The sequence below is a fragment of the Mesorhizobium sp. LNHC252B00 genome (genome assembly GCF_000502955.1).
Classification (GTDB): Bacteria; Pseudomonadota; Alphaproteobacteria; order Rhizobiales; family Rhizobiaceae; genus Mesorhizobium.
In genome coordinates, this window is record NZ_AYWO01000012.1 from 111,477 (window position 1) to 132,399 (window position 20,923).

General features: G+C 61.5%; 18 protein-coding genes. 9 read left to right on the forward strand and 9 right to left on the reverse strand.

Going from position 1 to position 20,923, the window contains the following annotated elements; translation table 11 throughout:
* The gene (locus tag X744_RS153040) at positions 1 to 4,113 is read right to left on the reverse strand and encodes a Pls/PosA family non-ribosomal peptide synthetase (RefSeq protein ID WP_023760123.1); all 4,113 of its coding nucleotides are present in this window, start codon (positions 4,111 to 4,113) and stop codon (positions 1 to 3) included.
* Positions 4,114 to 4,362: 249 nt separating this feature from the next.
* Between X744_RS153040 and X744_RS153035 the strand changes: the two genes are divergently transcribed.
* From X744_RS153035 to X744_RS1000000173850, 3 genes are all read left to right on the forward strand, one after another.
* Positions 4,363 to 4,986 (forward strand): BA14K family protein, encoded by a 624-nt coding sequence (locus X744_RS153035; RefSeq protein WP_023760124.1) that lies wholly within the window; start codon positions 4,363 to 4,365, stop codon positions 4,984 to 4,986.
* 119 nt (positions 4,987 to 5,105) lie between these two features.
* Positions 5,106 to 5,447, forward strand: a complete 342-nt coding sequence (locus X744_RS153030; protein ID WP_023760125.1) for a DUF2934 domain-containing protein — start codon at positions 5,106 to 5,108, stop codon at positions 5,445 to 5,447.
* Positions 5,444 to 5,593, forward strand: coding sequence for a hypothetical protein (locus X744_RS1000000173850; RefSeq protein ID WP_010910556.1), 150 nt, complete (start codon positions 5,444 to 5,446; stop codon positions 5,591 to 5,593). The genes X744_RS153030 and X744_RS1000000173850 overlap by 4 nt, the downstream gene beginning before the upstream one ends.
* A 50-nt stretch (positions 5,594 to 5,643) precedes the next feature.
* Here X744_RS1000000173850 and X744_RS153025 read toward each other — a convergent pair whose 3' ends face one another.
* From X744_RS153025 to X744_RS153015, 3 genes are all read right to left on the reverse strand, one after another.
* Positions 5,644 to 7,506, reverse strand: a complete 1,863-nt coding sequence (locus X744_RS153025) for an adenylate/guanylate cyclase domain-containing protein (protein WP_023760126.1) — start codon at positions 7,504 to 7,506, stop codon at positions 5,644 to 5,646.
* Between the two features lie 6 nt (positions 7,507 to 7,512).
* Positions 7,513 to 8,043 carry a FecR domain-containing protein gene (locus X744_RS153020; protein WP_031260479.1) on the reverse strand — a complete coding sequence of 177 codons (531 nt, stop codon included), beginning with the start codon at positions 8,041 to 8,043 and terminating at the stop codon, positions 7,513 to 7,515.
* A 494-nt stretch (positions 8,044 to 8,537) separates the two neighbouring features.
* Positions 8,538 to 9,689 (reverse strand): sulfite oxidase, encoded by a 1,152-nt coding sequence (locus X744_RS153015; protein ID WP_023760128.1) that lies wholly within the window; start codon positions 9,687 to 9,689, stop codon positions 8,538 to 8,540.
* Positions 9,690 to 10,040: 351 nt separating this feature from the next.
* On the opposite strand from X744_RS153015, the gene X744_RS1000000172225 reads away from it, so the two are divergent.
* Together X744_RS1000000172225 and X744_RS1000000174505 are read left to right on the forward strand one after the other, a co-directional pair.
* Positions 10,041 to 10,193, forward strand: coding sequence for a hypothetical protein (locus X744_RS1000000172225; protein WP_023760129.1), 153 nt, complete (start codon positions 10,041 to 10,043; stop codon positions 10,191 to 10,193).
* A gap of 14 nt (positions 10,194 to 10,207) precedes the next feature.
* A complete protein-coding gene (locus tag X744_RS1000000174505) occupies positions 10,208 to 10,384 on the forward strand; it encodes a hypothetical protein (protein ID WP_198032236.1) in 177 nt (58 codons plus the stop codon).
* A gap of 74 nt (positions 10,385 to 10,458) precedes the next feature.
* On the opposite strand, the gene X744_RS153010 is transcribed toward X744_RS1000000174505, so the two are convergent.
* The 3 genes from X744_RS153010 to X744_RS153000 all read right to left on the reverse strand — a co-directional run bounded on the left by X744_RS153010 (position 10,459) and on the right by X744_RS153000 (position 13,471).
* On the reverse strand, positions 10,459 to 11,637 hold the full coding sequence (locus tag X744_RS153010) for a PIN domain-containing protein (RefSeq protein WP_023760131.1): 1,179 nt from the start codon (positions 11,635 to 11,637) through the stop codon (positions 10,459 to 10,461).
* 110 nt (positions 11,638 to 11,747) lie between these two features.
* Positions 11,748 to 12,677, reverse strand: a complete 930-nt coding sequence (locus X744_RS153005; protein WP_023760132.1) for a hypothetical protein — start codon at positions 12,675 to 12,677, stop codon at positions 11,748 to 11,750.
* Positions 12,674 to 13,471, reverse strand: a complete 798-nt coding sequence (locus X744_RS153000; RefSeq protein ID WP_023760133.1) for a HipA family kinase — start codon at positions 13,469 to 13,471, stop codon at positions 12,674 to 12,676. The genes X744_RS153005 and X744_RS153000 overlap by 4 nt, the downstream gene beginning before the upstream one ends.
* Positions 13,472 to 14,116: 645 nt before the next feature.
* On the opposite strand from X744_RS153000, the gene minC reads away from it, so the two are divergent.
* From minC to X744_RS152980, 4 genes are all read left to right on the forward strand, one after another.
* Positions 14,117 to 14,929 (forward strand): septum site-determining protein MinC, encoded by an 813-nt coding sequence (gene minC, locus X744_RS152995; protein WP_023760134.1) that lies wholly within the window; start codon positions 14,117 to 14,119, stop codon positions 14,927 to 14,929.
* Between the two features lie 96 nt (positions 14,930 to 15,025).
* On the forward strand, positions 15,026 to 15,841 hold the full coding sequence (gene minD / locus X744_RS152990) for a septum site-determining protein MinD (RefSeq protein WP_031260481.1): 816 nt from the start codon (positions 15,026 to 15,028) through the stop codon (positions 15,839 to 15,841).
* Entirely contained in the window at positions 15,838 to 16,110 is a 273-nt protein-coding gene (gene minE / locus X744_RS152985; RefSeq protein WP_023760136.1) for a cell division topological specificity factor MinE, read from the forward strand. Before minD ends, minE begins: the two co-directional genes overlap by 4 nt.
* Positions 16,111 to 16,508: 398 nt before the next feature.
* Positions 16,509 to 17,978 carry a hypothetical protein gene (locus X744_RS152980; protein WP_023760137.1) on the forward strand — a complete coding sequence of 490 codons (1,470 nt, stop codon included), beginning with the start codon at positions 16,509 to 16,511 and terminating at the stop codon, positions 17,976 to 17,978.
* A gap of 109 nt (positions 17,979 to 18,087) precedes the next feature.
* Here the strand turns inward: X744_RS152980 and X744_RS152975 are convergent, their stop codons facing one another.
* Together X744_RS152975 and X744_RS152970 are read right to left on the reverse strand one after the other, a co-directional pair.
* On the reverse strand, positions 18,088 to 19,872 hold the full coding sequence (locus tag X744_RS152975) for an ABC transporter ATP-binding protein (protein WP_023760138.1): 1,785 nt from the start codon (positions 19,870 to 19,872) through the stop codon (positions 18,088 to 18,090).
* Positions 19,873 to 19,881: 9 nt separating this feature from the next.
* Complete coding sequence (locus X744_RS152970; RefSeq protein WP_023760139.1) at positions 19,882 to 20,919, reverse strand: glycosyltransferase; 1,038 nt, start codon at positions 20,917 to 20,919, stop codon at positions 19,882 to 19,884.
* Positions 20,920 to 20,923: the final 4 nt, after the last annotated feature.

Genomic DNA, 20,923 nt, shown 5'->3' on the forward strand with positions numbered 1-20,923 from the left:
TCAAGCCGATGCCTTGGAGCCATCGTCGGTGACCGGCTCGACGAAGCGATGCAGCTTGGCCGGGTTGCCGCGCCAAATGGAATTGGGCTCCAGCTCTTCGCCCTTCATCACGAAGGAATCGACGTCGACCACCGAGCCTTCGCCCATCACCACGCCATAGTGGACAAAAGCGGAAGGACCGAGCGTGCAGCCCTTGCCGATGCGGATGAAGTCGGACTTGAACGCGCCTTCTTCCAGCGAATGGGCCTGGATGACGCAGCCCTCGTTGAGGGTGGCGTCGTCGCCGATCTCCACCAGCGAGCGCTCGGTCAAATTGCTGCCGCCGTCATAGACACGGCTGCCGACCTTGACGCCCAGCAGGCGCAGGATGACCGGCCGGAACGGCGTGCCGGCGAACAGGCGCACTATCGGCGAATCCGCGAGCTTCCAGTGGCGTTCGTGGCGCCAGAACGCGACGTCGTAGATCGTCGTCATCTGCGGCTTCAGCCTGCCAAAACCAAGGCTCGCCCGCTCGACCAGGATGTAGAACGGAATAGTGATCGCCGAGGTCAAAAGCACGGCGGCGAAGAGCGCGACCTCCGCCCATTCAGTGTAGTAGTTCAGGGCTCGATCCCAGATCGCCAGCGTGGCGAACAGCATGACCCACTGCGTTGCCACGAATAGAAGGATCGTCACCAGATTGTGGCGGTTCTTCAGGGGGATGCGCTGGCGCCGGTCGGCCTCGTCGACGCCGGCGATGAGTTCCTTGTCGCGGTTCACCATGCGCGGGATCTCAAACGCAGGCGAACCGAGAAGCCCGACATTCTCGCGCAACGGTCCGTCGATGGGGATCATCACTTTGGTGCCGAGCAGCACATTGTCGCCCGTGCGTCCGTCCGGCGGGTAGTAGATGTTGTTGCCGAGGTAGTTGCGTTCGCCGATCCGCGTCTGCTCGAGCCGGAAAGCCGAGGCGGACTTGTGCATGTTGATCATGAACAGCCCGTCCGACACCATGGTCTCGGTGCCGATCTCGCACAGAAGCGGGTTTTCGTGCTGCTGGTTGCTGCCGAAGTTGGAGCCGGTCTGCACCACCTTGTTGAGATTCCAGCCGATGGCCCTGATATAGTGCACGATTGCCGAGCTGTCGCCGAACAGCAGGCCAAGCACGCGGGAATTGCTCGAGAATTCGGCGACGGTCTGCAGCCAGTAGCGGAAGCCATACAGCGTGTAGGTTTGGCCTGGCTTCAGGATCAGGTTCGTCAGGCGCGGCACCAGCGTCGCTGTCAGAAAAGCCACGGCGATGTAGCCGAACAGCGTGACCGTGGTGCCGATCGCGACGATGCCGATCGTCTCCTGATAGTCGTCGCCGACATTCTCCCAGTAGCTGTGGAACAGCAGCGGCAAAGGGGTGACGATAGCAAACAGCCCGATCAGCTGAACCGCTTCGAAGAGGAAGCGCCGGATGTTAGAAGGATCGACATTGCGCACCTTGCAATAGTCCGCCGTGGTCGGCACGGCCGGCGATCCATGCCAGCGTTCGCCGTCCGGTATGCTCTGCCCGCGGTGCAGCGAGGATGAATGGCCGAGCTGGGCGCCATCCCCGATCCTGGTGTCGATGTCGAGCGTGGAGCCGACGCCCACGAAGGCATCGCGACCGATGGTCAGCGGCCCGGTATGGATATAGCCGGACTGGGCTCGATAGCCGAGGACCATGGATTCCTTGCGCAGAATGGTGTTGGCGCCGATGGAAACGAGATCGGTGCAGACGGGCACGGATTTCGATTCGATGACGGCGTTTTTCCCGAGTTTGGTGCCGAGAAGCTGCAGATAGAAGCTGTAGAGCGGGCTGCCCCGGAACAGCACGACGGGTGCGGTGCGGATCAATGTCTTGACGACCCAGAAGCGGAAGTAGCGCACGCCCCAGATCGGAAACGCCTCGGCCTTCCAGCGGCCGATGAGAACCCATTTGGCGACGACGGCAAAGCCCGACATGCCGAAGAACACACCGGCCGAGAGCGCCACGCAGCGCAGGTACAGCTGCAGCGGATCGTCGAGCGCGTCGTACATCCAGGTGAGGCCGCCATTGATCGCCCACAGGGCGACATAGCTGTAGAGCCCGTAGAACAGCAGCTGTGCGGCGCCGCAGGTCCAGTAGGCAAAATTCGATGCCCGGCGGGTGAGGACCGGCTCATTGGTGGCCGTGGTCATTTCCTCCGCAACGCGGAGATGCCGCGCCAGGCGCGCCACGGTCGGATAGAGATAGATGTCGCGCATCGAGGCCGTCGCCCATTCCTTCCTGGTGCGCACGCGCGCGCAGAAATGGGCCATCAGCAGCGAGTTGGCGCCGAGATCGTCGAAGAAATTGTCCTCGACGGACACCGCGTCGAATTTAAGCACCGCGGCCAGCGCGTCGGCCAGGAAACGCTCGTCGTCATTGCCGGGCGCCACCATCGCGCGATCGGCCGAAAGCCGGATGCTTGTCGGTTTTGGCAGCTGGCGCAGGTCCACCTTGTTGGAGACCGTCATCGGGATCGCAGGCAGCTCCTCCAGGTAGGACGGCACCATGTAATCCGGCAGCCGCCGCTTCATCGTCTGGGCGAGATCCGAGCGGGAAATCGCCGCTACGCCGGCCTTTGGCGCGTAATAGGCGACGAGTTCGACGCGGCCGGGCTCGATCTCCCAGGTGGTGACGGCGGCCTGCGCGATCTCGGGCTGGTCGAGCAGCACCGCCTCGATCTCGCCAAGCTCGATGCGGTAGCCACGGATCTTCACCTGGGTGTCGATGCGCCCGGCATATTCGATTTCGCCGCTATCGTTGATCCGGCCAAGATCGCCCGTCCGGTAGATGCGCTTCGACGGGTTGTTCGGCAGGCCGACGAAATCGGCGATGAATTTTTGTTCGGTAAGGTCCGGCCTGTTGAGATAGCCGACCGCGAGCCCGATGCCGGCGATCCCGATCTCGCCCAGTTCGCCGGGCTCGGCGAGCTGCGGCAGCGAAGCGTCAAGAATGACGATCGAATAGGTCGGCAGCGGCGCGCCTATGGTGACGGGGCTGTCCGGCGTCAGCGCACCCATGGTTGCGGTGACGGTCGCCTCGGTGGGGCCATAGGTGTTGAGGATCTGCCGTCCCGGCTTCGACCAGCGCACCACCAGATTGTGCGGGCAGGCCTCGCCGCCGACCAGCAGCGTGCGCAGGCTGGGCACGTCCGATGTCATCGACGACAGAAGCGTCGGGCTGCAGGCCATGCAGGTGATGTCGTGGTGGCGCAGGAAATCGGCGAGTTCCTCGCCCACCAGGGGCATCTGGCCAGGTGCCGGCACGACCGTCGCGCCGGCGACGAACGGCACCCAGATCTCTTCGGAAGAAAAGTCGAAGGCGATGGTCATGCCCTGATAGATGCGATCGCCCGGCCGGTAGCCGTAGGAGGCGGCGGCGACGCGGATGAAATTGACGAAGCTCTGGTGCTTGATAACGACGCCCTTGGGCCGGCCGGTGGTGCCGGACGTGTAGAGGATGTAGCAGGTGTCGTCCGAGGTCTTGGCATGCGGCTTCAGCGGCGCGTCGGACTGTTTGGAGATTTCGGCAGCCGCGCTGTCGATCAGCAGATGCGGAACCGGCAATTGGCCGGCGCGCGACGCATAGGCGGCGATGGTGACGATCAGGCTCACGTTGGCGTCTTCGATGATGAGCGTCATGCGCTCTTCGGGAAATGCCGTGGCCAGCGGCACGAAGGCGGCACCCGCCTTCACCACCGCGAGAAGTGCGACATAGGTCTCCGCCGAGCGGTCAAGGATGAGCCCGACCCGGTCGCCCGGCCGTACGCCGCGTTTGACCAGCAGGCGGGCGAACTGGTTGGCCCGCCTGTCCAGTTCCTGATAGGTCCAGGCCCGCCCGTCGGAAATCACCGCCGGCAAGGCGGCGAATGTCTGCGCGAGCTGTTCGAAGACCGTGTCGAGCCGCTCCCCGGGCAGGCCCTGCCGGGCAAAGTCGGCGCCCGTCAGGATCTGCCCGCGCGAGACTGTCGCGGGGGCCGTTCTGGCGTGTGCATCGACGCTTGTCAGTTCAGCTTCGGGCGGGCTGCCCGGTCTTGCTACGTCCAGTCCGGCGATATCGGCACCGTAATCCATGTCCATGCTTTCTCGTCCTGGTCGGCAAACGCCCGGCGCGGCCATTTTCCGGCCGCCGCGGCAGGCTTATGCCATCCGATTTTTTCGCCAGTTTTTCCGAACTGTTGAAATTTGTTTCTGGAGTGTGTCTGCGCTTGCTGGGGACTATCGGCCGCTGCGCGATCTTGTCCGTCGGGCGCCGGCGTCGCCCGAGCGTTTTTCTGGAACCAGCCTTGAGGCGCTGCATTTTATTAGCAGCGGCTCAAGGAGCTTGGCGTGAAAGCGGTGTTGGGACTGGTCTGCGGTTTCGTGTTGACGCTTGCGGTCTTCGGCAGCGGGCTGGGGTTCGCAGCCTGGCTGCTAGCCGCGAAGTCGCCGCGCCAGGCATCGGCCACCGTCAGCGTGGCGGAACTGTGGACCAAAAAAGCGCGGCCGGTGAACAAGGCGGACCAGAGCCTCGAGCGTCTGCCGGCCGAACAGTCCGCACCGGCGGACGTCCCCGCCAAGCCGCAGCCGCAGGAAGCGAAACCCGATCCGACCATGACTGGCACCGTCGCGCCCGTCGCGCCCGACGCGGCCGAACTGCCGCCGCCGCATCTCGCCTGGTGCTCCAGCCGCTACCGTTCGTACCGGGCCGACGACAACAGCTACATGTCCTATAGCGGGCAGCAACGCCCCTGCATCTCGCCCTATCTCGTCGTGGCCGATCGCACCGCCCAGCCAGGCGAGGGCTATGGCGGCGAAAACGGCACAGGATTGGGCGTCTACGCAACCGATGACGGCGGCGCCGAGCTTTCCGCCGACCATGTCGACTATTGCTTCAGCCGCTACCGCTCCTACCGGCCGGAAGACAACAGCTACCAGCCATACTCCGGCGGACCGAGGCGGCAATGCCAGTAGGCGTGGCCAGTGGGATCGCGGGCCCGCGCGCCAAAGGCCATTGCTCGATCCCATTATGCAATTTTCGGATCGTTCGGATCGGCACAACGTTTATCCCTGACCCAAGGAGGACCTGAGACATGGACCACGACCGGAACGACAGGATACGTGAGCGCGCATACCAGATCTGGGAACGAGAAGGCAGGATGCAGGGTGATCCCGAGCGGCACTGGCTCCAGGCCGAGGCCGAGATCGACCGCGAGGCAGCGCTGCCGCTGACCGCGGGCGATGCCGCGCCCGGCGAGATCGCCAGCACCGACGTGCTGGAAGTCGAGGCGCTGGCGGTGCGCACCGGCATATCGGGCGACGAGGCACAGGAACTGATCGACAGGCTTGGCCACGACCGCGCCGCCGTCGAACAAGCCGCGCGCATCCTGAGCGCCAAAAGGGGACGAAATCCTGGTGAGGGGCAGGCGAAATGATCCGGAAGCTCAAAGACGGAAAATACCGCCTCTATTCACGCAAGAAGGACGAAAAGACCGGCAAGCGGCGGAACCTGGGCACGTTCGACACGCGCGAGGCGGCGGAGAAGCATGAGAAGGAGGTGCAGTATTTCAAGCGGCATTGAGGGCGCCGCTGTTCGCAGGACAGGCAAGCCGCAGGCCTGCTGGCAACCCTCTACTGTAGCGTCCGTGCACTCTGCCAAAGCCAGATTGCGAGCGAGCCGGATCGCCCACGGATCTGTGTTTCCACAGGTCCTTTCAGGGTACCGGATTTGAACAACACGCACTCGCGGCCGGCGACATCAAGCATTATGTCACTCACCGCGACTTCAGCATTCTGGTCGGCCGCGATCTCCATCAAGCGACTGGCAACGTTGACTGTGTCACCTATGGCTGCGATGTGCTGACGGCCTTCGCTGCCGAGCCGAGAGGCTACGATTGTTCCGTGGTGGGCTCCAATCTTGAAGCCGAGCCGGGATGCAGTCGATGCAGGCAACGAGGCGAGCCAATCGTTGGTGCGCTTGGAGAGCCCCACACAACAGCGGGCGGCATTGAAGGCGTCATTCGGCGCTGGTTCCGGCAGACCGAACAGGATCATGGCTCCATCACCCATGAAATTCGTGACGACGCCACCGCAGCTCGTCACTTCTTCGCCGACCAACGCATGAAAACCGTTCAGGAGCTCGCGTGTGGCGACCGGTCCCAAGGATTCACTCAGTCCCGTGAAGCCGGACAGATCGATGAACAGGATGGCGGCGTCTCGCCGGACGGGCTCCGAGAGGAAGTCGCCATGCTTGGCCAGCCACTCCCCCATGCCTGGGGCTTCAACGCGTTGAAGCAATTGGCTCTGCGTTGCGAAAAATTGGGCTCGGCGCCTGCCCAGCCAAAGCTGCGCGGCCCCGAACAGGATGACCGGCGGAACGGCGGCGGTTATCGGCAGCGCGGCGCTCAGCCAGATGTGGTGCGAGAAAGCGGTCATGTTGACCACGAACCAGATCAGGACCACGCCGGCGATCGCCGCGAGGCCGCCGGCGTTTCGCCGCCATGCCAACAGCCCGACAAGAATCATTGGCAGCACCACTGCAAAGCCGGCATCCACAAGCCGAACATGCTGGTCTCGCACTATTCCGTCGCCGGCCATCAGATGAGCAATCGCCGTCGATATGACTTCGACGCCCGGGAGTATGGGATCGAACGGTGTCGGGAAAACATCGCCGGTGCCGGTTGCCGTTGCTCCGATCACAACAATTCGATCCCGGATCGTGCCGGGATCGAATTGGCCGTCCAGCACGGTCGCCGCGCTGATCGTGCGGATCGTGCCGCGGGGACCATAGAATGTCAGGGGCAGGATGTGACCAATGTCCGTCCGAATAGACCGTCCGCTTAGGGATAGATGATCGGCTGCGATTTCTGGATCCTCTCCTGCTGCCATGGCGGCAACACGCAAGGGGAAAGACACTTCCAGCCGATCTCCGGCCCGAAACAGCAACGGCACGAACCGGGGCGTTCCCGTCTTGTCGGTGGCCACGTTCACGACGCCGACAGCCGCGACATCCGAGAACGCTTTCAGGGGCCACAGGAACCGCTCGGCATTCGGCACGCCGGCGATGGGTCCTTCGCCCACCGTCCATTGTTTGCCTCCGGGGTAGACCGCCGCGGCTGCGATTACGCTTGCACCCCCGCTCAGCGAACGCGCGAGCGCCTCATCATTGTCTTTTGCCCCGGGATCGACCAGCAGCAGGTCGAGCGCAATGGCTTTCGGTCCAAGCCGCGCTATCGTATCGACAAGCCGGGCAAGCGTGGCGCGGTTGAGGGGATATGTACCCTCGTGCCGCACCGCGTCGTCGTCTATCGCGACAATGGTCATCAGCTCCGGTGGCTTTGCCGTTCCTCGAACAAGCGTTCGAAGATCGGTCATCGTTGCTTCGACGCGATCGAGAAACCACAAATTGCCGCGCCAGTGCGCGAAGCCCAGGCCGGCGCCCCAAAGACCCGCCAGGATGAGCGCGATCAGCGTCGGAAGCGCTCGCCTGCTCACAGCAGTTCACTGGCCGAAACGGGCCAGCAATGCGGAAACGCGCTTGGCGGGCCAGCGCTTGACGGTCAGTGGTCCTGTTCCGGCCGCGACGTCGACGCCTTCGCCCGGCGCCAGCACCACGCCGGCACTGGACGCCGGCCGGTTTACGGCGACGCGACCCCTGAGGACGAAAACAGACGTCTTGCCCTGGCCAACGTCGACCGCCCATTTGGTGCCGCGCGCCGCGGCGATCGCCTGCGGGGTGACAACCGCGAAGCCACCCGGGACCGAGCCGGCCGGAGCATCGAGCAGCAGCGCCTTGCGCCGCAACCTGAGCACATCGGCCCTGCCGTTTCGATCGCGGTCCACCAGCGTAAAACGAGCGCCACCTTCCACAATGATGGTAATTCCTTCCCGACATCTCAGAATCTGCCGGGACGAGCCGGCCACCGGCCTGAACGTACACCCTGCGTCCTGCGCCAGGGCGGCATCCATCCAGAAGACACCGATAAACAGGCCAGCCACAAGGCCACGGAAAAATCGACCTCTTGCGCTCATCAACGCCTCCTTGCTCTTGCGAAAATATGCGGCAAGAAAATCTTCCGCCGCCAGCCTGACAGCATGCTTGCGAACCGGCACTTGCAACCGCGATGCGCTGAGGGATGCCGACCGGCGATCCTAGCACGACAAACCTGCTCCGACACCAAGCCAGGCCCCGGCCGCGGTGCGAATGTCGAGGAACATCAGGCGGCGACCTTTCTGGTAGCCTTTCGATAGGAATTTATTCTTGACACCGTGAGGGCAGCTATGCTACATATTCGTCCATGGTATCGATCTGCGCCCGCTCGCCAGGACGGGTTTTTGCGTTTTTGCTTCATCAATCAACGCGGCGGCACCCTGACCCCTAGCCCGGATTCTTGCGCTGCTCTCTTCCTCTCCCCCGATCGACGGGGGAGAGGAAAGGCGCGAGATTTTCCCACCGATCACGCGCGGCCGGCTCGGCATGACAATTTCGCCTCTTCCCGACTCTCCTGCAGGCCTCCCGACTCTCCTCAAACGATCTTGACGCGCCGCGTGACTTGGCCATTGCTCTCCCAGTATGTGTGCTTCTTGGCAATCAAGGGATCGTCCATTGCTGGTTGAATTTGTCCCGTGGTGCTGATCGCGCGCGAGGTCACCGTGTGTTCTCCCGGCGAGGGGTTTGCCCAGGGCAGGGACCAGATTTTCCAGGCGTGTTCGGCCTCCTCGCTGTGGTCGATGGTCGCTGGCGTCCAAGGCGCTTGATCGATTTGCACTTCGACCCTGTCGATCGGTGCCCCCCAGGCCGCGCCGACGATGGCGTAGTCCGAGCCTTTCTTGGTGACCTTCGCGGGTGCCGACTTTAGCAGCGCTCGGCCCACCGAGGTCTCGGCCCATACGGTCTCGCCATTGTGGTCTTCCTCGCGGATGGTGACATAGTCACGGGCCATCAGAAGGCTCATGAACCTTGTGTCGCGAACCTCGATGCGCTTCAGCCACTTGACGTTGGCGATCCCGTACCAGCCCGGAGCAATGAGCCGCAGCGGGGAACCGTTGGCCGCCGGCAAGGCGGCGCCGTTCATTTCGTAGCAGAGAAGATTGTCCGGGCTCATCGCGTCGGCGAGCGACATGCTGCGCGCGAAATTCTGCTTCATCTTCACGTCGCGTATTGCGACCTCGCTTTCGTCAGTACCGAAAAAGACGACCTCGATGCCCTTCTCCAGCACGCCGGCTTCCTCGAGGATCGGCGCCAGCGGCGTCCCTGCCCAGCGGGCATTGCCGATGCCGCCGGTGAAAAAGGGAAAACCGTGGTTGCCCGAGCATTCCACCGTGAAAACCACCTCCTTGCGCGGCCGCGCCTTGATGTCGGCGAGCGACAGCTTCAGAGGCTTCTTGACCAGGCCCTCGATCTCCATGGACCATGTCTTCTCGTCGATCGTCGGTCGATTGAAATGCGAGATGCTGAAGAACTTGTCGTTTGGCGTTATCCAGCTATCCAGATCCTCCCAGACAAGCTGCGTCTTGATACCTTCCGGATTGGGGTTCTCGGTCGGCTGATCCAGCCACGGAACAACTTCCTCGCCCGCCTGTGCTGGAAAAGCGTAGGCGCGACGCGAGAGAGCAGCGATTGCGACAAGAGCCGCGCTTCCTTGAATAAGAAGTTCTCTGCGTTGAATGCTATGCATGTTGTTTACCTCCCAGTTGATCCGGAACAGGCTGCAACGTGCGATAGGCCGTAGCCTGATCACGGATAGGCGGCACAATGAAAGTCATGCCCAGCCGGAAGTATCCGGACAGGTCAGACAATCACCGACGCACCTCAAGCATGTGTTGGGCGAGACACTGGCATGCGTTTCGCAATCCAAGAGTGCGCCTTTGAAAAGGACGTGTCCACAACCTGGACGGGACATGACAATTTTGTGGCAGACCGATTTTCGTGCCAGGATCGTTGCCGCTCAGATCGCAACAGGCCGGCCGGGGGCTTCGGTGGGGCGCACGAGGGCGGAGGCGCCTAAGTTGCGCCGCCGGGATCGCCGGTGGCGCGTTCCGATGTGCTGGAGGTCGAGGCGCTGGCGATGCGCACCGGCATATCGGGCGACGAGGCGCTGGCGCTGATCGACCGGGTGGGCAGCCGCGGCAGTCGAGCAAGCCGCGCTCAGCCTCAAGGGCAAAAGGCAGCGAAGCCCTGATGAGGGACAAGCGAATGATCCGAAAACTGAAAGGCGGAAAATACCGCCTCTATTCGCGCAAGAAGGACGAAAAGATCGGCAAGCGTCGCAACCTGGAGGCGTCCGATATCCGCGAGGCGGCTGAGAAGCATGAGCGGGAGGTGCAGTATTTTAAGCGGGCATTGAGGGGGTGGCGGGCACGGCGGGGCTAAAGCAGTCAAGAATTGAAGAGTTACCCCTCGCGCACTCGACAGTTACTTACCCAAACCACCAAAGGCGCCGTCAATTAATTCTCGGTTCCTTCCCAACTCTCGTCATCCTCGAACACATCTACTTCGCCAAGGTCGACTTCGTGATCCCGGATATCTAAGTCGCTATCTTCGTAGATGATTTCTTCGCGTTCTGTACCTTGCTCGTACACTGATACCGTCATGGTAAGTCGGCCGTTTAGATTTTCATCAACCTCAACGGAGCGCGCTGCAATATTAATAGATTCTTTATCTACGCCATCCCAAATCGAAAAACTAAGTTCGATAGAAACTCGCGCAATCAATTGGAGTGGTAAGCTGACTACGACTTTTATTGTGCCGTCATCGCTGACGAGTTCGGTCTCGATGATGTCAACGTCGGAAGAGTCTGGCCATTCAAGAGCTTTGAGCTCAGCGCCCCAGGTCGATGCCTCCAACTCACCCCAGGTCGGATAGCCGAGTACCGTGAATTCGATCAGCTCAACGTTTTTTGCAATATGCTCTCGAACCTCTTCATGGCCGGCACCACCCTCCGTCATCCAAGACACAACAGCCTTCCGTAGGCCGGAAGGCGTGTTGTTCACGAGGTCAAGCGCTTTTTCGATTTCAGGCACAAGATAAAGCCGTTCTGAGTTTGCGCAGAAGGCTCGCCAGTCTCCGTCTTTAGATACGACCATAATGCCGATGTCACGGTCAGTCGCGGCGCGCTCCAACGCAAGCAAAGCCAATGCATCGGGAAATTCACTTTTCTTCCTGCCTGGTCCAAATGGCGGTCTATTCGAAAAATACTTCCCGAACAAGGCTGCCATATCGACCAATTTTGTATCATCGAGTACTTCGCAGCTTGTATCTTTTAAGAAGGTGTTAAAGCGCTCATTCATAGCTTCAGCAGGGGGCTGTCCACCGGAAATCTGCTCGATTAATTCATCTCGCGTCGGTTTCTCGGTTCCGAACGCGAAGAGCGCTTCACCGATACCTTTTTTCGCAGCCCGAATCGCTTCCTCAAGCGCCTTTTCAAGATGCCCGGTTACTTCTTTCACGACAGTGCTGGACAAAATGAAAGAAAGTGGCCGCTCTTTCAGGGCAGCAAGTGCTTGGAGCGGTGGGGAGTTAAGCTGTAAGCGCTTTTGATCGAATATACTTGTATCAATCGTGAGGGCTTCAATTTGTTCAGCCGCAAGGAGCGCCCGTATCTGATCATCTTCTAAAATTGGCATTGTTGATTTTTCCGACTGCAGATGGTGCCGCGTGGATGCGTCGAAGATCGTGACGGGAGTTGGTCGGGGCTAATGCGTTCACCTGGCTACCGTTGCGCATGGCCAAATGCTTAGGCAGCCATATTGTAAGAAATTATTCGCTCGCCGATTGCTGAGACACTATCCATTGCGAGAAGTCGAAGTTCCTCTTGGTCAGCTTGAGTTTCCAGAGCGTTTAACGCTTCCGCGATAGTATGTTGTTGCTGCTGAGTAACCTGAGGGTCATCTTGTGGAGGGCGATGAAGGATCATCTCGTGCGCCCGAGCAAATGTCGGAGTGGGCTCGCGATCTCTGTCAACTTTCAAATCCCACAGCCGTCGCTTAATCAGATAGACTGATTGAGTGATGGCGTGAGCTCGCAGGGTTCCAAAATTTGCGACTAATTTGGGCCCTGCAAAATCTACTACGATCTGATGGCTACCGCCTTTCATCCGTCGTGCTCGGCCTTGGCGAAGATCTGCGCTGAAATATCCACCGTATCCCGCCCGGTGCTCCTTCACATAGTCGCAAACTAGAAATGGCAGCCGATCGCCGCCACCACCACTTGCTGAGGCCGCAACGAGGTCGATGGGCTCGTCCACAGAATGAACCAAGGCTGTCCCTGGCGCTATATAGAGCGATGAAAGGGCCGCCATCCAACTTTGCGCGAGCGCTTCCAAGCTTATGCCTTCGCCTTCTTGGCTGGGGCCGAACACTATTCCCGACAACGGCGGATCGGGTTTCAACAACGCTTCGACGGATCGCATTGAAAGGTCACGCCGCAAATAGGTGGCAGCTAGCATAACGGCGTTCGCTGCGGCGCCAGCGTCGGCGCCATAAAGGCAGTTAAGCCTATGTAGGGCGTTAGCAACTTCCAAATGGAAGCCGTCAGCGTTTGCAACTGCCACGCCCACAACCAAGCGCTCCAGAGAGCCTGAAATAGGCTCTAGCAGGATAGGTGCCCAATACGCTTGGACGCTCCGCTCTAAGGAAGGGAAATGGGCTATTTCGAAATGGGTCATACGATCACCGGCAGACCAAGAGCCTTGCTTGCCCCGGGAGTAATCCTAGCCACGCGCCCCTCAATAAAGGCTTTCACGACCGTCACTTTCTCTGGTGGCAATAAATCCACTATCCGGCTTATTTTTGACACTTCGGTCGCATCGAACCCAGAAATGGACGCTTCCATCGCGGTCGCCTCTTGCTTTCTTGAGCCGCGCTGAGCTGCTGACAACATCGGCGTCATCCAGTCCTCCAGCCGACTCTTGAAGTCCTTTGCGGGGTCAAGATCGCCTTCACTCCACGCTGGGCCTGAGAATCCGTGGCCGTGATCGATGATCCACGCATCACCAGAACTGCCAAACAAGAGATTTCCGCAGTGGCGATCAACGTTGGCGATCCAGGTGTCGAATGCGTAGAGCTTCCCAAGGTTAGCCCACTTCGCCACTTCGGCCAGAAGCGTCATACGTCCAATCGTATCTGCCCCGGTTAACCGAAAGGTCAGGTTGGGCACTTTTACATTTGTGCTGACAAAAACTAGGCGAGATCCGTTTGGCAGTTCCGGAGCCTTGGTCACTGAAAGTATACCTGGGCGGACAAGTCCGATAAAGGCGTCGGGAATCGGTATGCCAACGTGTTTTGCGAGGCAGAAGGCGAGCAACTCGTTGCACAATTCTACCAAATGGAGGTCCTTTATAACGGCCTGCCTCACTTCTCCGCCGTCAACTAGGACTTGGCCACGATACGTCTCGTTGATGTTGCCTTCTTTGAAAGGAGACGCTCCAAGCAACACAGTTGCGAGTCGAATTTCGGTCATATTCCCTCAGCCTCTCGGGGGGTTGAATTTAGCAGCGGCACACGATTTAGGTTTTCGGCGCCCCGCAGCGTCCCTTGAGAACAGCGATCTCGATTGCCTCCCGACATGGACGCGACTGGCACACCAGAAAGACACTCAACGCATCACCCGTGGCAGCCTCGTTCTGCTGGCTTGATATGAGGGCAAGGCGCTGCCTTTCGGCCTCGGTGCAGGGGCCGGAATTTGGAATCCCTGTCTGGCGGTGTGGCGCATCCCGCGAGACTGGCCAGCACCGATATTATCAATACAGTACGTTTCACAATTCCCCCACTTTTCAATAAAACCTATCCGCCGACAACATTGCGCGGCGCGTGACATTGCACAAGTATTCGGCGAAGCGTCATACACGACTATTTTTGACAACCTGCGCTGATATCCGTCGCTCTGAACGGCCGTTGGGATTGTAAATGGCGTTGCTTGTGACAGGGCGATGATCGCGTTAAGGCGTACCTTGTGTGGCTGCCCGAGCGGCCGCGCATGCTTGCCGCGAGCGCCCGGCCCGAGCTGTCAGGAACCACCGTTTCGCCGCTCAACCACCCCTCCGCATTAACCATTCGTTAACCATTCCCTCGCTAGCGTTTACCTCTCAGTAAGGATTCGCCAGCCGTGACTTTTGCCGCTCCCCTCGAGGCCAAATCCATTCGCTTTCGTGCCCGTTCCTTCGTCGCTTTCACGCTGACTCCGGAAGATCCCTTGGCGGCCTGGCTGGAGGGGCTGGATCACTGGATCGGCAACTCGCCGGGCTATTTTTCCGGGCGGCCGGTGCTGCTGGATTTGAACACGCTGAAGCCGCAGCCCAGCGATATCGCGGGGCTGGTGGCGGAGCTTGGTACGCGCGGCATCCGCATCTATGCCATCGAGCTCGAAGGGGCTTCGCTGGGCGCCGAATTGCCGCCGGTGCTGGTCGGCGCCAAGGAGGCGACGACGGATGGCCTGCTGCCCGGCCGCAAGGCGCGGGAGGATGTTTCCGGCAGATCGGAGGGCAAGGCCGAGGGCAGGGCGCCTGAAGCCGGCCCGGACAACGACAAGGCCGGCAAGGCTGGCGCAAGCAAGGTGGACGAAAGCGAGCCTCAGCTTGCGCAGGAAGTTTCGGGCACGCTGATGATCAAGGCGCCGATCCGCTCCGGCCAGGCGATCGTGCATCCGCATGGCGATGTCATCGTGCTGGGATCGGTCGCGTCCGGCTCTGAGATCATCGCGGCGGGCTCGATCCATGTCTACGGCACGCTGCGCGGGCGCGCTTCGGCTGGTGCGCTGGGCAACAAGGGCGCGCGCATCTTCTGCCGCAAGAACGAGGCGGAGCTGCTGGCGATCGACGGCTGGTACGTCACCGCCGAGGAGATGGAAGGCATTTCGCGCGGCAAGCCGGTGCAGGCGTTTCTCGACGGAGAGGGCCTGCGCGTCGCGACGCTGAGCTGACATTCGATAATGGGACGGCCGTTGGCCGTGCTGACATTCGACAATGGGGCGGCCGTTGGCCGCCCGGCAAGAACACACAACAACGGAGGCTTTTTCATGGGCAAGGTAGTGGTGGTCACCTCGGGCAAGGGGGGCGTCGGCAAGACGACCTCGACGGCGGCCCTCGGGGCGGCCGTGGCCAAGACCGGCAAGAAGGTGGCGCTTGTCGATTTCGACGTCGGCCTGCGCAATCTCGACCTGATCATGGGCGCAGAGCGGCGCGTGGTGTTCGACCTCGTCAACGTCATCCAGGGCACGGCGAAACTCTCGCAGGCGCTGATCCGCGACAAGAGGGTGGATACCCTGTTCCTGCTGCCGGCCTCGCAGACGCGCGACAAGGATGCGCTGACCGAGCAGGGCGTCGGCGAAGTCATCGACAAGCTGCGCTCGGTGTTCGACTACGTGTTCTGCGACAGCCCGGCCGGTATCGAGCGCGGCGCGCAACTCGCCATGCGCTTTGCCGACGAGGCGGTCATCGTCACCAACCCGGAAGTGTCGTCCGTGCGCGATTCCGATCGCATCATCGGCCTGCTCGACGCCCGCACCATGAAGGCCGAGCAGGGCGAGCAGATCGCCAAGCACGTGCTGGTCACGCGCTATGACGCGGCACGCGCTTCGCGTGGCGAAATGCTGTCCATCGACGACGTGCTGGAAATCCTGTCGGTGCCGCTGCTCGGCATCATTCCCGAGAGCCAGGACGTGCTGCGCGCCTCCAACCTCGGTTCGCCGGTGACGCTTTCGGAGCCGCTCAACACCGCGGCCCGCGCCTATCTCGACGCCGCCAGGCGGCTCGAGGGCGAGGAATTGCCTGTTATCGTGCCCTTCGAACGCAAGGGTTTCCTCGATCGTCTTTTGGGAAGGAGGGCGGCATGAACCTGCTCGACATCTTCAAGCGGCGCTCCAGCGCGCCGGTGGCGCGCGAGCGGCTGCAAGTGCTGCTCGCCTACGAGCGCCGCAACCGCAGCCAGCCCGACCTCGTCTCCATCCTGCGCGAGGAGATCATGGCCGTCATCGCCAAGCACGTGCAGATCGACCAGGATTACATCCAGGTCTCGATGGACCGCGGCGAGACCATGTCGACGCTGGAAATCGACATCCAGATCCCCAACAAGAGCGCCGTGGCGCTGGCCATGGCGGGGTGACTTAGCAAGACTTGGGTTCCTCGCCCCCGCAAAGCGGGGGAGAGGTGCCTCGCGCAGCGAGGCGGAGAGGGGGCAGCGCGACGCTGGCAGGTTCCCTCTGAATTCATTGAAGTCGAGCCATCCCCCCGCTCCGTCTCGGGCTTCGCCCGAGCCACCTTGCCGGGGCGAGCCACGGGTCTCGCCCGTCCTTCGGACCCCCCACTCCGGGGGGCGAGGAACCCAAGTTCTGCAAGGCCAGCGCCGACACCCGCGCATTGTCGCTCGCGGCGCCCAAGCCCAAAATGTCCTGCATTAACCTTCGTTGCGACGGGGGCTTCCCCTACGCAATCGGCGGATGTAAGGATATATTAGGAATTTGTTAAGTTTCCAGTCGAGGTGTGCGTAAGGGGAGTTCGGCCATGAACTTCAGAGGCCTGATCAAGCGTGCTGAAGAGGTAGACAAAGCAGTTCAGGACCTGCAGGTCGCATTGGCGGATCAGGACCTGCAGATCGAATTGGCGGACGCGCTGGACGCAAGTCTGGATGCCGAAGAGCTGGCACCGCCAAAAAGCCAAGATGTCCCTACCGCGGACACTGACGACCCGCCACCCGAGGCCAATGCTGCAAACGCGGACAGTTCCGACGATACGGACAGTGCCGAAAACGGGCCACGACTGACGCCTCATACCCAGACCCGACTTGCCGCATTGAGTGCCTTTGAAGGGCTCTTCCATGACGCCAGGGATTATCTGGAGGAGATCAACGACAAGCTGTCGGAGATCGGGACCTCACACCATCTGACGCGCGAATTCCTCAACATCCTCCACAACGACATTCTTCGCGCCAACGAGCTGGAGCTTACAAATGCCAGCCTGGCCGCCGAACAAAGAACGCTGGCGGAAAAGCTGCACGACACGGTGAGAAAGCTGCGCGAGCGTGAGGGCGCCTTCGAAGTGCTGCAACAGCGCGAGACAAGCCTGGTTCAGGACAGGGAGGCGCTTCGTGCGGCGCTTGCCGCGACAAGGCTGGAACTCGTGGAGACAGCCAATGCGAACGCAAAACGCGAGGCGGAGTTCGGCGACATCGCCAAGCGGCTGACCGGCAGAACGGTCGAGGCCAACAGGCGCTTGCGCGAGAGCAAGATGCTGCGGGAAAAGCATGTCAAGCTGTCGATCGAGCTCGACAAGGCGCTGAAGCGGGAATCCCAGGCGCGCCACAGGCTCGACGAACTCTCGACGATCCATGCCAGCGAAGCAGCGCGGCTTGCCGAGTTGCTGGCCGCGCTCGGCAAGAGCGAGAAAGAGGAGATGCGGCTCCAGAAGTCGCTTGAGGCCGCGCAGGCGAAGCTGTCGGAAACCACCGAAGCGGCGCGCCTGATGGAAGGCGACAAGGAAGCCGAGCTGGCTCGCAGCCAGGCGGAAATACGCGGCTTGGGTTCGGAGATCCAGAACCTGCAGTCGCGACTGGAGCAAACCTCGAACGAGAACAGCGAGGCCGCCAGCGAGATCGCCAGGCTCAAGAGCGAATTGAACGACACCCTGGCCGAAAAGAAAATCGCCGATGAAAGGTTGTCCGCTCTCAACCATGAGAACGAAAACGACAAGCAGAGCCTTTCGAAAGTGAACGCCAATCTTTCACAGCTTGCGCTGCAACAGGCATCTGAACAGATACAGTTCGACGTCCAGAGGCAGGAATGCGAGGACCTCAAGGCCGAAATCGCCTCGCTCAATGCGCGGATCAAGGAATTGCTGCCTTACGAGCGGCTCCACAAGGCGACGAGCGCCAGGCCGCGCGAGGCCGAGGTGGTCGAGATTGGCGGCGTCGTGGCGGAGAAGGCACGTGCAGCGGGCAGGCGGCGCATCCGCAGAAATCTCCGCGCCTCGACGTAGCGCAATTCAAAGCGCGCCGGGTTGAAACGGATGCACGCGACGCGCTTCAAGCTCTTGTTTTGATGCATGTCATTGGCCCAAACCGCTCGGCACTTTGGGGTGACATGCATCAGTCGAGCGGTCCGTGCTGGTAAAGCTCGTCCATGCTGAGCGATGCGAGGGCGCCGAAAGGCGCCTGCTTTTTCACACGGCCGGCGCTCAGGATCACCACGTCGTCGCAGAACGAGATGGTGCTGTGATGGTGGCTGATGACGATAGTCGTGCGGCGGCCGGCTCTCGACTTCAGGGTCTCGACGATGGCCGCTTCCGACAGTCCGTCCACCGCATTGGTGGCTTCGTCCAGGATGAGGAGATCGGGATCGCGCACCAGCGCCCTGGCGAGCGCGATCCGCTGCCTCTGTCCCGCCGAGAGGTTGATGCCCCTGTAGCCAACGAGCGTATCGTAACCCTCAGGAAGCCGTTCGATGAATTCATGTGCTTCGGCCAGTCTTGCGGCGCGCTCGGCGTCGCCAGCCGTGGCTGCCTCCTGGCCGTAGATTATGTTTTCAAAAATGCTGCCATCGACCAGTTCCAGCTCCTGGCTGGCGAGGGCGATGTGCCGGCGCCACTGGCTGGCGTCGATCCGGTCGAGGTGTGATCCATCGACGAGAATCCTGCCGGTGTCCGGTTCCACGAAGCGGCAGAGGAGATTGACGATCGTCGTCTTGCCGGCGCCCGAGCGGCCGATCAGCGCCGTCGAGCGGCCACTGCGGATTTCGAACGTCGCCGAATGCAGCACCACTTCACGCCGGTCCGTGCCGGAATAGGTGAACGTCACATCATCGAACTTGATGCCTTGGTGCAACCCGTGGAACGGCCCGTCGCCTTGCGGCGGCCCGGGCTTGCCGGCGGGATCCAGCATCCACGCCACCTCCTCGAGCGATCCGCTCAGGCCCTGCAGCTGGCTCCACGACCCTTGCAGGGCCCGCATGTGCGGCTGCAGCCTGTAGAGCAGTATGACGAACGCGATGATCAGCGGAAAACTCACCTGCGCCAGCCAGGCGCCGATCACCACCGCCAGGAACAGAATGGCGTGGAGAACCTCCGTCAGCGGCGGCAACGCCCCCTGGCGCACTAGCAGTGCGAAAGAGGCGCGGCGAACCGCATCGGACGCCGTATCGAATATCGCCTTTTCCCGGCTCTCCTGTCCGAAAATGCGGATCAGGCGTCCGGCATGCACCAGGTGGAGCATCTGCGAGGCGAGGTGGCTGTTGCGCGAGGCGACGCTGCGGCTGGGCTCTTTCAGATTGGCCGAGAGGATGGCGTGCGCGATCTGGACGAGCGCCAGTCCGATCGTGACCAACAGCGTCATGCGCCACGAAAGAAGCAGCAGAAAAGCCAACAGGATGATGGCGGCCGATGCGCTGACGATGGCCGACAGCATGATCTGGATCGCATCCGACGCCCGCCAGGATTCGTTGGAGATGATGTTGAGCAGCCGTCCGGGACTCTGCCGCAGGAAGAATGGATAGCCGACCCGCAAGAGCTGCTCCGACAACGCGCTGCGGATCGAATGGCTCGCCTTGCCATAGATGAAGGTCGTGAGCAGCGTGTTGGCGAAGGCGAAAACGTTCTTCAGGATGATCGAGCCGAGGATGGCGATCGAAATGACAACAAGCCGGTCGCGCTCGCTCAAGCCCGATCCGACGTGCTGGAGGACCGCCGAGAACCCACCCATTCCCGGCGCCTCCCCGTGTCCCATGATGATACCCAGCAACGGGATGATCAGACCGATGCCGAAGCCTTCGAGGACGGCGCTGACCAGGCCGAGACCCACCACGGCCGGAAGCAGGCGCAGTTGCCGCTTTCCGAACGCCCGGAACAGCATCGGCAGGCTTGGCGGTAGCAACGGCATTATAGCGTTTCACCTCGCCTGGGCATTGGCTTGCTGGTCTTGCCGCAGCGGCTCGGCCTGCGGCCGTCTTGCCAGCAGAAGAACCGCGAATTTGGCCGCTCCGAGCAAATTCATGGCGACGATCGGCCAGTGCGGCAGATTGAGTTCACGATCGAAGACAGGCCCGCCCGCCAGTTCCCGCAATGCGCCTCTCGCCGCCCAGTAGAAATGACGAAGCAGCCAGGGCGCATGGAGAACATGTTTCAGGCAGAGCCCGCCATTGCCGAGACTGTAGTCGCGGTGAAGCTTTTCGATGGATCCGCGATCCCGCCGGCCGTGATGATGGAATATCGTCATATCAGGGACATACTCGACCGCGAAACCGAGCAACACCGCTCGCACAAGGTAATCGGTATCCTCCGCCGCCCGCAATGGCGCGCCCGCGCCGAAGCGTTCATCGAAATCGCCGATACGGGCCGCGACATCGCGGTGCATCGTCATGTTGCAGCCCAGTACAAAACCGCCGGGATGAACATCCGGCGTCAGCCGCTCGCGCACACGCGACCGCTTGATCGTGAACGGCAGATCCCTGGGATCGCCAAGCTCGACTCGGCCTCCCCGGATGAGCCATTTTTCCCCGGACGCATAATGTCGCTCCAGATCGCGCAAATAGTCGCAATCGACCGCGCAATCATCGTCGACGAAGACCAGCACGCGGCCGCGCGCGCGCCTCAGCCCGGCGTTGCGGGCAGCCGCCAATCCGGGGCGCGGCTCGCAAATGGCCGTGAAGGGAACATCCGACAGTTCGGCGATGCTGGCCAGGTGTTCGGCCGTGCGGTCGCTCGAACCGTTGTCGACAACCACGAGTTCAGCCGCGAAGCTGGCATAGGCGCGGCACGCGGCCTGCACCGACTTGATGCAGGCCTCGAGCACTGCGACACGGTTGCGCGTACAGATGATGAAGCTGACCTGCGGCGGCGAGCGTTCCGGGCGGGGAACGGCCGGAGCGACGCCAAGCGCAGCCGACGAACGATCGCGCTGCAGGGGCTGGTTGGCTTTGACGGTCATTCCT